Below are 15,771 nucleotides of genomic sequence, written 5' to 3' on the forward strand. Positions count from 1 at the left end.
TACAAGAACTGAAATCAAGGTAGAATATCATTAAATACTGAAAATATAAGAAATGTCAAGATAATTATTTGAAGATTTTCTAAAAAATATTTATGATAATTCGGAAATTGGTTGAAAGTTTTCTTAAAAGATAGTATAATAGAAATATAGAAAACGCTTACAATATAAAGGGGGATTTATGGATACATTAGAAGCTTTAAGAACTTTTACAACAGGCGAAAATTTCCATCTTCAGCACTATTTGGGCGCACATCGTGAGGAGAAAGACGGGGAATGGGGTTACACATTCCGAGTTTGGGCTCCAAATGCGCAGGCTGTTCATCTAGTCGGTGATTTCACGAATTGGGTTGAAAATCAAATCCCTATGGTTCGGAATGAATCTGGAGTTTGGGAAGTTTTTACAACTTTTGCCCAAGAAGGTCAGATTTATAAATATCATATCACACGGGCTAACGGTCATCAGCTTATGAAGATTGATCCTTTAGCTGTTCGCTATGAAGCACGTCCAGGAACAGGGGCTGTTCTAACAGAAATTCCAGAAAAGAAATGGAAGGATGGACTTTGGTTAGCTCGTAGAAAACGTTTGGGATTCTTCGAAAGACCAGTTAATATTTACGAAGCACACGCTGGTTCGTGGAAACGAAATCCAGATGGAACTCCATATAGTTTTGCTCAATTAAAAGAAGAGTTGATTCCTTACTTAGTTGAAATGAACTACACTCATATTGAGTTTATGCCTTTGATGGCTCACCCGCTAGGTTTGAGTTGGGGCTATCAACTGATGGGATATTTCGGTTTAGAGCATTCTTACGGAAGACCAGAAGAGTTTCAGGACTTTGTCGAGGAGTGTCACTTAAACAATATCGGTGTTATAGTGGACTGGGTTCCAGGTCACTTCACAATCAATGATGATGCCTTAGCCTACTATGATGGAACTCCGACATTTGAATATCAAGACCATAACAAAGCTCATAACTATGGTTGGGGGGCATTAAACTTCGACTTAGGGAAAAACGAAGTACAATCTTTCCTAATTTCTAGCATTAAGTTCTGGATTGATTTTTATCATTTAGATGGTATCCGTGTAGATGCCGTAAGTAATATCCTTTATCTTGATTATGATAATGCACCTTGGACACCAAATAAAGACGGTGGCAATCTTAACTACGAAGGTTATTATTTCCTTCAGCGTTTAAATACTGTTATTAAGCTAGCTCACCCTGATGTCATGATGATTGCAGAAGAATCTTCTTCTGGTACTAAGATTACTGGGATGAAGGAGATGGGCGGTCTTGGTTTTGACTACAAGTGGAACATGGGATGGATGAATGATATCTTACGTTTCTACGAGGAAGATCCAATTTACCGCAAGTATGACTTTAACCTTGTTACCTTCAGCTTTATGTACATCTTTAATGAAAATTACCTCTTGCCATTCTCACACGATGAAGTTGTCCATGGTAAGAAGAGTATGATGCATAAGATGTGGGGAGACCGTTACAATCAATTTGCTGGCCTGAGAAATCTCTACACTTATCAAATCTGTCACCCTGGTAAGAAATTACTATTTATGGGTAGTGAATTTGGTCAATTCTTAGAGTGGAAATCAGAAGAGCAATTAGAATGGTCAAATCTCGAAGATCCAATGAATGCCAAGATGAAATACTTCACATCTCAGTTGAATCAGCTTTATAAAGATCACCGTTGTCTTTGGGAAATTGATACAAGTTATGATGGAATTGAAATCATCGATGCTGATAATAGAGATCAAAGTGTTCTATCCTTTATTCGTAAGGGTAAAAAAGGCGAGATGCTAGTCTGTGTCTTTAACATGGCACCGGTTGAACGTCCTGATTTTACAATTGGATTACCAGTTGCAGGTATTTACGAAGAAATCTGGAATACAGAGTTGGAACAATGGGGAGGTGTTTGGAAAGAACACAACCAAACTGTTCAAACTCAAGAAGGGTTATGGAAGGATTATGAACAGACTTTGACCTTTACTTTGCCAGCTATGGGGGCAAGTATCTGGAAAATCAAACGTCGCTTGAAACCCGCTAAAAAAGAATCAAATAAATCTCAAAAAGGAGTAGAAAATGAAGAATGAAATGCTAGCTTTAATCCTTGCCGGTGGGCAAGGAACTCGACTCGGTAAACTCACTCAAAGCATTGCAAAACCTGCTGTGCAATTTGGTGGGCGCTATCGTATCATTGACTTTGCTCTTTCTAACTGTGCCAACTCTGGTATCCACAATGTTGGTGTTATCACACAGTATCAACCTCTTGCTCTTAACAATCACATCGGAAACGGTTCTAGTTGGGGTCTTGATGTAATTGATTCAGGTGTTTCTATCCTTCAACCTTACTCTGCAAGTGAAGGAAATCGTTGGTTCGAAGGTACAAGTCATGCCATTTACCAAAATATTGACTATATCGATAGTATTAATCCTGAGTATGTTTTGATTCTTTCAGGAGACCATATCTACAAGATGGACTATGATGATATGCTCCAATCACACAAGGATAACAATGCCAGCTTGACAGTTGCTGTTTTGGATGTACCACTAAAAGAAGCTAGTCGTTTCGGTATCATGAATACAGATGCTAATAATCGCATTGTTGAATTCGAAGAAAAACCTGCCCAACCAAAATCAACCAAGGCATCAATGGGTATTTATATTTTCGATTGGAAACGTCTACGCAATATGCTAGTTGCAGCTGAAAAGAATAATATTGACATGTCAGACTTTGGAAAGAATGTTATTCCAAATTATCTTGAAACTGGTGAAAGTGTCTATGCTTATGAGTTCAATGGATACTGGAAGGATGTTGGTACCATAGAATCACTCTGGGAAGCAAATATGGAATATATTTCTCCAGAAAACGCTCTAGATAGCCGTAATCGTCAATGGAAAATCTATTCTCGTAACCTTATCGCTCCACCAAACTTCCTTGGAGAATTTGCTCAAGTAGAAGACTCTCTAGTAGTAGATGGATGTTACGTGAATGGTACTGTAAAACATTCCATTCTTTCTACAGCTGCTCAAGTTCGTAAGGGAGCAGAAGTTGTTGATTCTGTCATCATGAGTGGAGCAGTTATCGGTAGAGGTGCTAAAATTACACGTGCAATCATCGGTGAAGGTGCAATTATTGCCGATGGTGTTGAAATTGATGGTACAGAAGAAGTACAAGTAGTCGGATATAACGAAGTAGTGGGGGTAGCAACAGATGAAGATTGATAAATATTCAGCGATTTTAGGAAATACCGTTGGTTTCCATGATATGTCAACCTTGACAAGTAACCGTCCTGTGGCGAGTTTGCCATTCGGAGGAAAGTATCGTTTGATTGACTTCCCACTCTCAAGTTTAGCAAATGCTGGTGTTCGAAGTGTCTTTGGAATCTTCCAACAAGATAACATCAGCTCTGTATTTGACCACATTCGTTCAGGACGTGAATGGGGCTTGAATACCCTTCTTAGCCACTACTATCTTGGAATCTACAATACTCGTGTGGAAAGTAGTACTGTTGGTAAAGAGTATTATCAACAACTCTTGACTTATTTAAAACGTTCTGGATCTAACCAAACGGTTTCCTTGAACTGTGACGTTTTGGTAAATATTGATCTTACTCAGGTTTTCCATTTGCATAATACTACAAAATCTCCTATCACAGTCGTTTATAAGAAACTACCTAAAAAGGATATTTCAGAAGTAAATGCTATCCTAGATATTGATGAAACTGACCACGTGCTCTCTCACAAACTCTTCGATAAAAAAGCTGAACAAGAATACTACAACATGTCAACGGATATCTTTGTTGTAGATACTCAATGGTTGATTGAACGTCTGGAAGAAGAAGCTCAGAAAGAACACCCAGAAAAACTACGTTATGTTCTACGTGACTTAGCAGCGGAATCAGGCGCTTTTGCATACGAGTATACTGGTTATTTAGCAAATATTCATTCTGTAGAAACATACTACCAAGCCAATATTGATATGCTTGATCAGCATAAATTCTACTCTTTATTCTCTCCAAATCAAAAAATTCATACAAAGGTGAAAAACGAAGAACCAACTTATTATGCACCTGGTTGTGAAGTAAATACTTCGCAGTTTGCTTCTGGTAGTATTGTCGAAGGTAAGGTTGTTCGTTCAGTTGTTTCGCGTAATGTTCAAATTCATAAAGATAGCTTAGTTAAAGAATCTATTGTTTTCCCTCGTGTTATCATTGGTGAAGGCGCTCAAGTTGAGTATGCAATTATTGATAAGGGTGCTGAAGTAGCTGATGGAGTTGTTATTCGTGGTACAGCAGAAAATCCTGTTGTCATCAAAAAAGGTGAAAAAGTAACAGAGGACATTCTTTCATGAAAATTTTATTTGTAGCAGCCGAAGGAGCCCCTTTCTCTAAAACAGGTGGCTTGGGAGATGTTATCGGGGCTCTTCCAAAATCATTAGTTAAAGCTGGTCATGAAGTTGCTGTTATCTTGCCATACTATGACATGGTGGAAGCCAAGTTTGGTGATCAAATTGAAGATGTTCTTCAATTTGAAGTATACGTTGGTTGGCGTAGACAATTTTGTGGTATTAAGAAGACTGTTTTAAACGGTGTTACTTTCTACTTTATTGACAATCAATATTATTTCTTCCGTGGTCACGTTTACGGTGATTTCGATGATGGTGAGCGCTTTGCCTTCTTCCAACTTGCAGCCCTAGAAGCTATGGAGCGAATTGGATTCATCCCTGACGTTCTCCATGCTCATGATTACCATACAGCAATGATTCCTTTCTTGTTGAAGGAAAAATACAGATGGATTCAAGCTTACCAGAATATTAAAACCATCTTAACCATCCATAATTTGGAATTCCAAGGTCAGTTCTCCGAGGGTATGCTTTGGGATTTGTTCCGAGTTGGTTTTGAGCGTTATGCGGATGGTACAGTTCGTTGGAATGATTGCCTTAACTGGATGAAGGCTGGTATCCTCTATGCAGATCGTGTATCTACTGTATCACCAAGTTATGCTCATGAAATTATGACACCAGAGTTTGGCTGTGGTTTGGATCAAATTCTTCGAATGGAGTCTGGTAAGGTTTCTGGTATTGTAAATGGAATCGATACAGATCTATATAATCCAGAAACGGATCCACTGTTGGATTATCATTTTAATAAATCAGACCTATCAGGAAAAGCTCAGAATAAAGCTAAACTTCAAGAAAAAGTTGGTCTTCCAGTTCGTCCCGATGTTCCAATGATTGGTATTGTGTCGCGTTTGACAAGACAGAAAGGTTTTGATGTCGTCGTTGAAGGTTTGCATCGCATGCTTCAAGAAGATGTTCAAATCGTTCTCTTGGGTACAGGTGATCCTGGTTTTGAACAAGCCTTCTCATGGTTTGGTCAAGTATTCCCAGATAAACTATCTGCCAATATTACCTTTGATGTCAAGCTAGCACAAGAAATTTATGCAGCCTGTGATATTTTCCTCATGCCAAGTCGTTTTGAACCTTGTGGACTTTCTCAAATGATGGCTATGCGTTATGGAACATTACCACTTGTTCATGAGGTGGGCGGGTTGAGAGATACTGTCCAACCGTTTAATCCAATTGAAGGAACGGGTACAGGATTTAGTTTTGACAACTTGACGTCATACTGGCTTAACTGGGCTCTTCAAACTGCTTTGGATGTTTACTATAATCATCCTGACGTTTGGAAGAGACTTCAAGTCCAAGCTATGGAATGTGACTTTTCTTGGGATACAGCTTGTCAGTCTTATCTTGATTTGTATCACAGCTTAGCAAATTAAATAAATAAAATCGTATGATGGTTTCATACGATTTTTTGAGATGATGAAAGTATGGGGAATAAATGAATAAAGCTAGAGGACTCTGTGTGCTCGATGTAGATGGAACTCTGATAGAAGAAGAGGTTATTGATTTATTAGGGAAAGAGGCAGAATGCGAAAAAGAAGTTGCCCTGCTAACAGCTCAAGCTATGAGAGGAGAATTAGACTTCGAAGCAAGTTTAAAAAGACGTGTTTCTCTTCTTAAAGGTCTCTCTATCAATGTTTTTGATAAGATTTATCATGAGCTTCATCTTAGTAAGAACGCTGCCCAGTTTATTAAAGTTCTTCAAGAAAATCAGATAGAAGTCGGTTTAGTATCAGGTGGATTTACCACTATCGTGGATAGATTAGCAAAAGATTTGGGGATTTCATTATATACTGCAAATCAGCTAGAAATCAGAGATGATCATTTAACTGGAAATCTTATTGACCCTATTATAAGTAGAGAAGTTAAAGAAAAAACATTGCTCAGTTGGGCTCAAGAGTTAGAGGTACCTTTCGAGAGGACAATAGCTATCGGTGATGGAGCAAATGACTTAAAAATGCTTAAAAGTGCAGGACTTGGTATAGCCTTTTGTGCCAAGGATATTGTGAAAAAAGAAATAAATCTTCAGGTAGATGAGAGAGATTTTGGGAAAGTTTTGGAAATGATAGACTTCCTTTAGATAGAAAGAGGAATCAAAATGAAAATTGTTATAGCACCTGACTCCTTCAAGGAGAGTCTTCCTGCAATACAAGTGGCAGAAGCTATAAAAAGAGGATTCGAAAAGGCTATACCAAACGTGGAATGTTTACTTTTACCTGTTGGTGATGGAGGTGAAGGAACAGTAGACGCCATTAAAAGTTCTCTAGGTTTGGAAGAAAAAAGAGTCCAGGTAACTGGACCTTTTGGTGATGAGGTTTTGATGTCCTACTTTCAAAAAGAGAAACTAGCTCTATTTGAAGTTGCAGATTTAATAGGTCTTGCTAAAATTCCTTTTGAAAAACGTAATCCTCTAGAGATTCAAACAAAGGGAATTGGTCAACTGATTCTCCATTTGATATACCAAGGGATTAAAGATATCTACGTTGGTGTCGGTGGTACGGCTAGTAATGATGGTGGAATTGGCATTGCTTCAGGACTTGGTTATCAGTTTTATGACAAAAACGGAATTGTACTTCAAGCAAATGGTCAATCTCTATTTGATATCAGGAAAATTTCGAAGGAGGGTGTGCTTCAAATTCCTTCTGACGTACATATAAAAATACTTGCAGATGTGACCAATCCGCTTTGTGGACCTCATGGTGCTACCTTCACATTTGGAAAACAAAAGGGATTGGATCCATCTAAATTTCAAGAAGTTGATGCTGCTATTAAAGACTTCTATAGTAAAATTGGACCTGAAATATTAAAATTAGATGGTGCAGGAGCTGGTGGTGGTATTGCAGCTGGCTTGTGTGCCTTCGCTGAAGCAGAGATTGTATCTGGTATTCAAACTTGTTTGGATTTGATAAACTTCGATCAAAAAGTTGTAAATGCTGACCTAGTGATTGTTGGCGAAGGTAGACTGGACTCGCAAAGTCTAGCTGGAAAGGCGCCAATTGGAGTAGCAAAAAGAACACCTAGGGGTGTTCCAGTTCTTGCTATTTGTGGTAGTTTATCAGAGGATTTACCACCTTTACCATTTGAGAATATAGTCGCAGCTTTTTCCATACTTGAAAAAAGTGAACCGTTAGCAGATAGTTTAAAAAAAGCAGCTGTTTATTTAGAAAATACAGCTGCAAGTATTGCTCGGATCATGTCTTTGAGATAGAGTTAACCAAACCATTTTTTCCAAAAAGAAGTAGGAGCTTTCGTCTCTTTCTCTTGCCATAAGTCAGAAAAGGCCTTTTTAAGGTCTTTTTCTTGGGTTTGAACAGGACTATCACTGTGTATGACCATGCCGAAAGGAGAAGAGTTATGATCTTCAGAAACGATAGTTGCTTGGCAATTGTCATCTTTGGCATGTTTTAGATAAAAGACTTGTTTGTCAAATTCAACTTGAGGAGAAATTTTGACAAATAGAGGTTCAGTTTCTTTCTTTAGGGTCTCTAGTATTGTTAAAAATGCCTTTTGAAATTTGTCATCATTCGCAGTAGCGAGTTCAGCGTAGCCAAGAACACGTTCTTCAAAGGTACCAAGAAAACGTCTTTGTTCGTCTGGATTTAACTTAAGTCCACCATTGGCTTTTTCTAATATTTTTTTTGATACATCAGTCATAAATATAGTATATCATAAAAGTCTATAGATAAGGCGGAAAAGAAAGCGATTACTTAATGAACTTAAGGAAAATTTGCACAAAGATAACGTTTTTTCTTGAAAAAGGTATCTTTTTGATGTATCATAGAGGTGTAAAATAATTTAACTCAAAGGAGAGTAAAAAATGTCAATTATTACTGATGTTTACGCTCGCGAAGTCCTAGACTCACGCGGTAACCCAACACTTGAAGTAGAAGTTTACACTGAATCAGGTGCTTTCGGACGTGGTATGGTTCCATCAGGAGCTTCTACTGGTGAACACGAAGCAGTTGAACTTCGCGACGGTGACAAATCTCGTTACGGTGGTCTTGGTACACAAAAAGCTGTTGACAACGTAAATAACATCATTGCTGAAGCTATTATCGGCTACGATGTACGTGACCAACAAGCTATCGACCGTGCTATGATCGCTCTTGACGGTACTCCTAATAAAGGTAAATTGGGTGCAAACGCAATCCTTGGTGTGTCTATCGCTGTAGCTCGCGCTGCTGCTGACTACCTTGAAATCCCACTTTACAGCTACCTTGGTGGATTCAACACTAAAGTTCTTCCAACTCCAATGATGAACATCATCAACGGTGGTTCTCACTCAGATGCTCCAATCGCTTTCCAAGAATTCATGATCGTACCTGCTGGTGCACCTACATTCAAAGAAGCTCTTCGTTGGGGTGCTGAAATCTTCCACGCTCTTAAGAAAATCCTTAAATCTCGTGGTCTTGAAACAGCTGTAGGTGACGAAGGTGGATTTGCTCCTCGTTTCGAAGGAACTGAAGATGGTGTTGAAACTATCCTTGCTGCTATCGAAGCTGCTGGTTATGTTCCAGGTAAAGACGTATTTATCGGATTTGACTGTGCTTCATCAGAATTCTACGATAAAGAACGTCAAGTATACGACTACACTAAATTCGAAGGTGAAGGAGCTGCTGTACGTACTGCTGCAGAACAAATCGACTACCTTGAAGAATTGGTAAACAAATACCCAATCATCACTATCGAAGATGGTATGGACGAAAACGACTGGGACGGTTGGAAAGCTCTTACTGAACGTCTTGGTGGTAAAGTTCAATTGGTTGGTGACGACTTCTTCGTAACAAACACTTCATACCTTGAAAAAGGTATCGCAGAAGGTGCTGCTAACTCAATCCTTATCAAAGTTAACCAAATCGGTACTCTTACTGAAACATTCGACGCTATCGAAATGGCGAAAGAAGCTGGTTACACTGCTGTTGTATCACACCGTTCAGGTGAAACTGAAGATTCAACAATCGCTGACATCGCAGTTGCAACAAACGCAGGACAAATCAAGACTGGTTCACTTTCACGTACTGACCGTATCGCTAAATACAACCAATTGCTTCGTATCGAAGATCAACTTGGTGAAGTAGCTGAATATCGTGGATTGAAATCATTCTACAACTTGAAAAAATAAAATAGTTCAGTGAACTAATTAAAGCCCTTGGATTTTTCCAAGGGCTTTTGTATCTTATAAGACAAGGTCATAGAAATCCAGTCTTGTTTTCGTATTCTAGAGGTGAAAAAAGAGATTTTTAAACGTTTTTTTGGTATAATAATACCCAGGAAAAACTAGAGAAAGAAGGAGGTTGAGATGGGAAAGTATTTATCGGTAACAACTTTGACCAAGTATTTGAAAATGAAATTCGATAAAGACCCATACTTGGAGAGGGTCTATTTAACTGGTCAGGTTTCTAACTTTCGAAAGCGTCCAACTCACCAATACTTTTCTCTAAAAGATGATCGAGCTGTTATCCAAGCAACCATATGGTCTGGTATCTATCAGAAACTTGGGTTCGACTTGGAAGAAGGCATGAAGATTAATGTTATCGGCCGAGTTCAAGTCTATGAACCAAGTGGGAGTTATTCAATTATTATTGAAAAGGCAGAGCCTGATGGTGTAGGGGCTCTTGCGATTCAGTTCGAACAATTAAAAAAGAAATTATCAGAAGAAGGCCTTTTTCAAGAACGCTTTAAACAAGCAATCCCTCAGTTTGCAAAACGCATCGGGGTTGTGACTAGTCGTAGTGGTGCTGTTATACAGGATATTATTACTACCGTTAGCAGACGTTTTCCAGGGGTAAAGATTGTTTTATATCCTACCAAGGTTCAAGGCGAAGGGGCAGCAGAGGAGATTGCCCGTAACATTGCTAGAGCTAATGAACGAGAAGACTTGGATGTTCTTATCATTGGTCGAGGTGGTGGATCAATTGAAGATCTTTGGGCTTTTAACGAAGAGATTGTAGTGCGTTCTATCTTTGAATCGCGTCTTCCTATTATTTCAAGTGTTGGCCACGAAACAGATGTAACCTTATCAGACTTTGTGGCTGATAAGAGAGCCGCAACACCAACTGCAGCAGCAGAGTTAGCTACACCTGTGACTAAGTTAGATCTACTGACCTACCTTAAAAATCAAGAGAAACGAATGGCTACTGCTGTACAAAATACTTTATCAAAGAAAAAAGAAGCCTTGAGAACGCTTAGTCAATCAGTCATCTTCAGGCAACCAGAGCGTTTATATGATGGATATCTGCAACGCTTGGATCAGTTGCAATTACGTCTCAAACAAAGTATTAATACAGAACTTGTCAGACAACAACAAAAAGTCTTGGAACAAGTTCATCATCTAGAACAGTTATCACCAAATGTCAAGATTCAGCGTTACCAGGACCGCCTGCTACAACTGGAAAAGTTACTTCGTAGTCAAATGGCGGTAGTTTATGATGCCAAGGTTGCTGAGGTGAAACGCTTGTCAGAAGCGCTACTCATGTTAGATACTAGTCGTATCGTAGCCAGAGGTTATGCGATTGTGAAAAAAGGGGATGCCGTAGTATCGTCAGCAAAAGATTTGAAAAAAACTGATCAAGTAACGTTAATGATGCGAGATGGTCAGGTAGAATTAGAGGTTAAAGATGTCAAAACAGAAGAAATTTGAGGAAAATTTAGCTGAACTTGAGACTATTGTTCAGAGCTTAGAAAATGGTGAAATTGCTTTAGAAGATGCTATTACTGCATTTCAAAAAGGAATGGTCCTTTCAAAAGAATTGCAAGCTACGCTTGATAAAGCTGAAAAGACTTTGGTTAAAGTCATGCAAGAAGATGGAACAGAAAGCGAACTTCTATGAACAAGCAAGAAAAACTAGCCTTAGTTGAATCAGCCTTAGAGGAGTTTTATGGTGACCAGCAATTTGCGTCAAATTTAAGAGAAGCAGTTCTTTATTCCATACATGCTGGAGGTAAACGAATTCGTCCTTATTTACTTTTAGAAGTTTTGGATTCTTTGCAGGTGCCAATCACTCTAGCTCATGCTCAGGTTGCAGCAGCGCTTGAGATGATTCACACAGGTAGTTTAATTCATGATGATTTACCTGCTATGGATAATGACGATTATCGTCGAGGACGTTTGACCAATCATAAAGTCTTTGGAGAGGATTTAGCTATCTTGGCAGGTGATGCCCTCTTTTTAGATCCTTATGCTTTGATAGCGCAAGCAGACTTGCCAAACGAAATTAAGGTAGATTTAATAGCTTCTTTGTCCCTTTCTTCTGGAAGTATGGGGATGGTCGCTGGCCAAGTTTTGGATATGGTAGGCGAAGGAAAACACTTAAACTTAGAAGAACTTCAGACCATCCATGCTAATAAGACTGGTAAACTCTTAGCCTTCCCTTTTCAAGCTGCAGGAATTATTGCAGGATTGGATGAAAATCTTCAAAAACAGCTGAAAACAGTTGGGGAGCTGATTGGGCTTGCTTTTCAAGTGAGGGATGATATCCTTGATGTTACTGCTAGTTTTGAGGAAATTGGTAAAACACCACAAAAAGATTTGCAAGCTGAGAAATCAACCTATCCTGCCTTGTTAGGATTAGATGAGGCAAAAGTTTTTTGTAACCGAACTTTGGATCAGGCTAATGAAAAATTAGACGTGATTAGCCAATTAGTCGACTTTGATAAAGAACCAATTGTAAAAATAGTAGAAAGTTTGAGAATCAATGCCTAAGGAAAGAGTAGATGTACTTGCCTACAAACAAGGTTTATTTGAAACAAGAGAACAGGCTAAACGGGGCGTAATGGCTGGTTTGGTTGTTGCGGTTCTAAATGGTGAACGTTTCGATAAGCCAGGAGAAAAAATCCCTGATGATACTGAATTAAAACTCAAGGGTGAGAAGCTTAAGTATGTGAGCCGAGGAGGTTTGAAACTTGAGAAAGCCTTGGAAAACTTTGACATATCAGTTGAAGGCAAAACGACCATTGATATTGGAGCTTCAACAGGAGGATTTACTGATGTCATGCTTCAAAATGGTGCCAGATTAGTTTTCGCAGTTGATGTTGGTACCAATCAGCTTGCCTGGAAATTGCGTCAGGATTCTCGTGTTGTCAGCATGGAGCAGTTTAACTTCCGCTATGCTGAAAAAAATGATTTTAAACAAGTACCTAGCTTTGCAAGTATCGATGTAAGTTTTATATCATTGAGTCTCATCCTTCCAGCTCTACATAGAGTCTTAGCTGATCAAGGACAAGTTGTTGCCCTCATAAAACCACAGTTCGAAGCCGGTCGAGAACAAATTGGGAAAAATGGGATTATTAGAGATGCTAAGGTTCACAAAAATGTTTTAGAAACGGTAACAGAAATGGCGGTCACAGAAGGATTTTCCGTTTTAGGATTGGATTTTTCACCTATACAAGGCGGCCACGGTAATATTGAGTTTCTTGCTTATTTACGTAAGGAAGAACACGCAAGTAATCAGGTGGTTTCTGAAATAGAACCACTAGTAGAAAAAGCACATAGAGAGTTTAAAGATGAATAAAAAAGAGAGACTAGAGAAGATTAGAAGATTTGTGACTGATTATCAAATCGGTACTCAGGAAGAAATCGTTGAACATTTAAAAGAAGCAGGTATCTCCGCTACTCAAGCAACTGTATCTCGAGATATCAAAGAACTAGGAATTGTAAAAATTCCTTTGAAAGACAATACTTATGTCTATGAATTACCAAAGTCAGTAGTCAAAAGTTTACAGTTGGCTGAGAACAATATTGAAAGTTTTGAACGAATGGGAAATCTCATCAATTTGGATGTCATTCCTGGAAATTCAATTTTTGTTAAAAGTCAATTAACTCAATCATTTTCAGATAAGATTTTTAGCTGTTTAGCAGATGATAATTCAATTTTAATTGTAGCGCGAACTGAAGAAGCAGCTGTAGAAATTGTAGAGCAAGTTAAAAAGTGGTAGGAACTTATGTTACTTGAAATTTCAATTAAAAACTTTGCCATCATTGAGGCTATTTCACTTAATTTTGAGAAAGGAATGACAGTTCTGACTGGGGAAACTGGTGCCGGGAAGTCTATCATCATCGATGCTATGAACATGATGCTGGGAGCCAGAGCTGCAACGGACGTTATCCGTCATGGCGCATCCAAAGCAGAAATTGAAGGTCTTTTCTCGGTTGAAAACAGTCATGCTTTGCAAATGATTTTTGATGAGCAAGGAATCGAGTTAGGCGATGAAATCATCATCCGTCGTGAAATTTTACAAAACGGGCGTAGTGTTAGTCGTGTCAATGGACAGATGGTTAATCTATCTGTTCTTCGCTCAATTGGACAGTATCTTGTTGATATCCATGGCCAACATGATCAAGAAGAGTTAATGCGTCCCCAATTGCACATTCAGATGCTTGATGGGTTTGGTGATGCAGATTTTCTGGAACTGAAGCAAGCCTATCAGACAAACTTTGATGCTTATCGTAAAATGCGCAGGCAACTTCTTGAGATTAAGAAAAATCAAGAAGAGCACAAGGCTCGTATTGAAATGTTGGAATTTCAGATGGCTGAAATTGAATCTGCGTCCTTACAGCCAGGCGAAGACTTCAAACTAAACCAAGAACGAGATAAACTTCTAAATCATAAAAATATTGCTGATACGCTAACTAACGCTTATACTATGCTAGATAATGAAGAATTTTCAAGTCTAGCTAACGTGCGTTCAGCTATGAATGATATGGAAAGTTTAGAAGAGTATGATGTAGAATATCGTGAAATTTCTACTTCCTTATCTGAATCTTATTATGTTCTAGAAGATGTTACCAAACGTTTAGAAGATATTATTGAAGATCTTGATTTCGATGGGAATCATCTAATGCAGATTGAAAGCCGTTTGGATCTCATTCACGCCATCACACGTAAGTATGGTGGTAATGTTGACGATGTTTTGTTGTACTTTGCTAAAATCACAGAAGAATACAATCTTCTGACTGGTAATAATTTATCTTCAGATGATATGGAAGCAGAACTCAAAAAGTTGGAAGTAAGTCTAGTTGACTTAGCAACAAAGCTTGCATCTGCTCGACATAACTTAGCTCAACAATTAGAAATTGAGATTCAGCAAGAACTCAAAGACCTTTATATGGATAAGGCTCGATTTCAGGTTCAATTTACTAAAGGTAAGTTTACTCGTGAAGGAAATGAAAGTGTTGAATTTTACATCTCAACCAACCCTGGAGAAGACTTTAAACCTTTGGTCAAAGTAGCGTCTGGTGGAGAGTTATCTCGTTTGATGTTGGCTATTAAGTCTGCCTTTTCTCGTAAGGAAGGTAAGACTAGCATTGTATTTGATGAAGTGGATACAGGAGTTTCAGGCCGTGTGGCTCAAGCCATCGCGCAAAAGATTCATAAAATTGGTCAGAATGGTCAAGTATTAGCTATATCTCATCTTCCTCAAGTCATTGCGATCGCAGATTATCAGTTCTTTATCGAAAAGATTAGTAATGACCATTCAACTGTTTCAACAGTTCGTTTGTTGACAGTTGAAGAAAGAGTGGAAGAAGTTGCTAAAATGTTGGCTGGTGAGAATGTAACTGAAGCAGCACTTAGTCAAGCGAGAGAATTGTTGCAAAGTAAGGAGAAATAAATGACAGACTATTATGTTATTGGAGATGTCCATGGGAAAGCAGGAATGCTCGAGGACCTCCTAAAAACATGGGATGGTAAGACTCAATTACTCTTTCTTGGAGATTTGATTGATAGAGGTGAAGATAGTCGCCGAGTTCTAGAAATGGTCAAAGACTTAGTCGACAATCAGGGAGCTATTTGCTTGTCAGGGAACCATGAGTATATGTTTTTAACTTGGTTGGATAACCCTGAAGAAAGCTATGACCACTATCGTCGTAATGGTGGGGATACAACTATTAATTCTATTCTAGGCCGCCCATTGGATGCACCAGTAGATGGTGTAGCAGATGCTAAGCGTGTTGAAACTGAAGCAGCTGACTTAGTGGAGTTTATCCGTCAGATGCCTTTTGTGATTGAAACAGATAAGTATATATTCGTTCATGCTGGTATTGATTTGACTTTGGATGACTGGCATGATACTACAGATTACAAGAAAGTTTGGCTCAGAAAACCATTCCACGAAGCAGCTAATCATACTGGTAAAACGATTGTCTTTGGACATACACCAGTCTATGGTTTACTGAATCAAGAACGCGGTACAGCGGAACTTTGGATTACAGAAGACGGTAAGATTGGAATGGATGGAGGAGCTGTTTACGGCGGTGTCCTTCACGGTATTGTCTTTACTGACCAAGGTATGACTGAACGCTATTTCATCGAAAATGACGGCTTTGTCGCCGAAGATTAGTACTCCTAGCAG

Annotated in this window: 15 protein-coding genes; 14 read left to right on the forward strand and 1 reads right to left on the reverse strand. The window is 38.7% G+C overall.

Annotation, left to right across the window (positions count from 1 at the left end; translation table 11 throughout):
• Positions 1-178 precede the first annotated feature (178 nt).
• The 6 genes from glgB to HW271_RS04080 all read left to right on the forward strand — a co-directional run bounded on the left by glgB (position 179) and on the right by HW271_RS04080 (position 7,630).
• The gene (gene glgB, locus HW271_RS04055) at positions 179-2,107 is read left to right on the forward strand and encodes a 1,4-alpha-glucan branching protein GlgB (RefSeq protein WP_178894951.1); all 1,929 of its coding nucleotides are present in this window, start codon (positions 179-181) and stop codon (positions 2,105-2,107) included.
• Complete coding sequence (locus HW271_RS04060) at positions 2,097-3,239, forward strand: glucose-1-phosphate adenylyltransferase (protein ID WP_049496442.1); 1,143 nt, start codon at positions 2,097-2,099, stop codon at positions 3,237-3,239. Before glgB ends, HW271_RS04060 begins: the two co-directional genes overlap by 11 nt.
• Complete coding sequence (glgD, locus tag HW271_RS04065) at positions 3,229-4,368, forward strand: glucose-1-phosphate adenylyltransferase subunit GlgD (protein ID WP_178894952.1); 1,140 nt, start codon at positions 3,229-3,231, stop codon at positions 4,366-4,368. The genes HW271_RS04060 and glgD overlap by 11 nt, the downstream gene beginning before the upstream one ends.
• Positions 4,365-5,798: a glycogen synthase GlgA gene (gene glgA / locus HW271_RS04070; RefSeq protein ID WP_178894953.1), complete on the forward strand. Its 1,434-nt coding sequence runs from the start codon at positions 4,365-4,367 to the stop codon at positions 5,796-5,798. The genes glgD and glgA overlap by 4 nt, the downstream gene beginning before the upstream one ends.
• A gap of 62 nt (positions 5,799-5,860) precedes the next feature.
• Positions 5,861-6,502, forward strand: coding sequence for a phosphoserine phosphatase SerB (gene serB / locus HW271_RS04075; RefSeq protein ID WP_178894954.1), 642 nt, complete (start codon positions 5,861-5,863; stop codon positions 6,500-6,502).
• Positions 6,503-6,520: 18 nt separating this feature from the next.
• Complete coding sequence (locus HW271_RS04080; protein WP_178894955.1) at positions 6,521-7,630, forward strand: glycerate kinase; 1,110 nt, start codon at positions 6,521-6,523, stop codon at positions 7,628-7,630.
• A 2-nt stretch (positions 7,631-7,632) separates the two neighbouring features.
• On the opposite strand, the gene HW271_RS04085 is transcribed toward HW271_RS04080, so the two are convergent.
• Positions 7,633-8,076, reverse strand: coding sequence for a DUF1694 domain-containing protein (locus HW271_RS04085; RefSeq protein WP_178894956.1), 444 nt, complete (start codon positions 8,074-8,076; stop codon positions 7,633-7,635).
• Between the two features lie 163 nt (positions 8,077-8,239).
• Here HW271_RS04085 and eno point away from each other — a divergent pair, with 163 nt between their 5' ends.
• From eno to HW271_RS04125, 8 genes are all read left to right on the forward strand, one after another.
• On the forward strand, positions 8,240-9,544 hold the full coding sequence (gene eno / locus HW271_RS04090; RefSeq protein WP_006151137.1) for a surface-displayed alpha-enolase: 1,305 nt from the start codon (positions 8,240-8,242) through the stop codon (positions 9,542-9,544).
• A gap of 177 nt (positions 9,545-9,721) precedes the next feature.
• Positions 9,722-11,062, forward strand: a complete 1,341-nt coding sequence (xseA, locus tag HW271_RS04095; protein ID WP_178894957.1) for an exodeoxyribonuclease VII large subunit — start codon at positions 9,722-9,724, stop codon at positions 11,060-11,062.
• The gene (locus HW271_RS04100; protein WP_178894958.1) at positions 11,040-11,252 is read left to right on the forward strand and encodes an exodeoxyribonuclease VII small subunit; all 213 of its coding nucleotides are present in this window, start codon (positions 11,040-11,042) and stop codon (positions 11,250-11,252) included. The genes xseA and HW271_RS04100 overlap by 23 nt, the downstream gene beginning before the upstream one ends.
• Positions 11,249-12,124 carry a polyprenyl synthetase family protein gene (locus tag HW271_RS04105; RefSeq protein ID WP_178894959.1) on the forward strand — a complete coding sequence of 292 codons (876 nt, stop codon included), beginning with the start codon at positions 11,249-11,251 and terminating at the stop codon, positions 12,122-12,124. Before HW271_RS04100 ends, HW271_RS04105 begins: the two co-directional genes overlap by 4 nt.
• Positions 12,117-12,932, forward strand: coding sequence for a TlyA family RNA methyltransferase (locus tag HW271_RS04110; RefSeq protein ID WP_178894960.1), 816 nt, complete (start codon positions 12,117-12,119; stop codon positions 12,930-12,932). The genes HW271_RS04105 and HW271_RS04110 overlap by 8 nt, the downstream gene beginning before the upstream one ends.
• Positions 12,925-13,356: an arginine repressor gene (locus tag HW271_RS04115; protein ID WP_178894961.1), complete on the forward strand. Its 432-nt coding sequence runs from the start codon at positions 12,925-12,927 to the stop codon at positions 13,354-13,356. The genes HW271_RS04110 and HW271_RS04115 overlap by 8 nt, the downstream gene beginning before the upstream one ends.
• 6 nt (positions 13,357-13,362) lie before the next feature.
• Positions 13,363-15,030 carry a DNA repair protein RecN gene (gene recN / locus HW271_RS04120; RefSeq protein ID WP_178894962.1) on the forward strand — a complete coding sequence of 556 codons (1,668 nt, stop codon included), beginning with the start codon at positions 13,363-13,365 and terminating at the stop codon, positions 15,028-15,030.
• Positions 15,031-15,759, forward strand: a complete 729-nt coding sequence (locus tag HW271_RS04125) for a metallophosphoesterase family protein (RefSeq protein WP_178894963.1) — start codon at positions 15,031-15,033, stop codon at positions 15,757-15,759.
• Positions 15,760-15,771 lie beyond the last annotated feature (12 nt).

Source organism: Streptococcus sp. oral taxon 061 (assembly GCF_013394695.1).
GTDB lineage: Bacteria > Bacillota > Bacilli > Lactobacillales > Streptococcaceae > Streptococcus.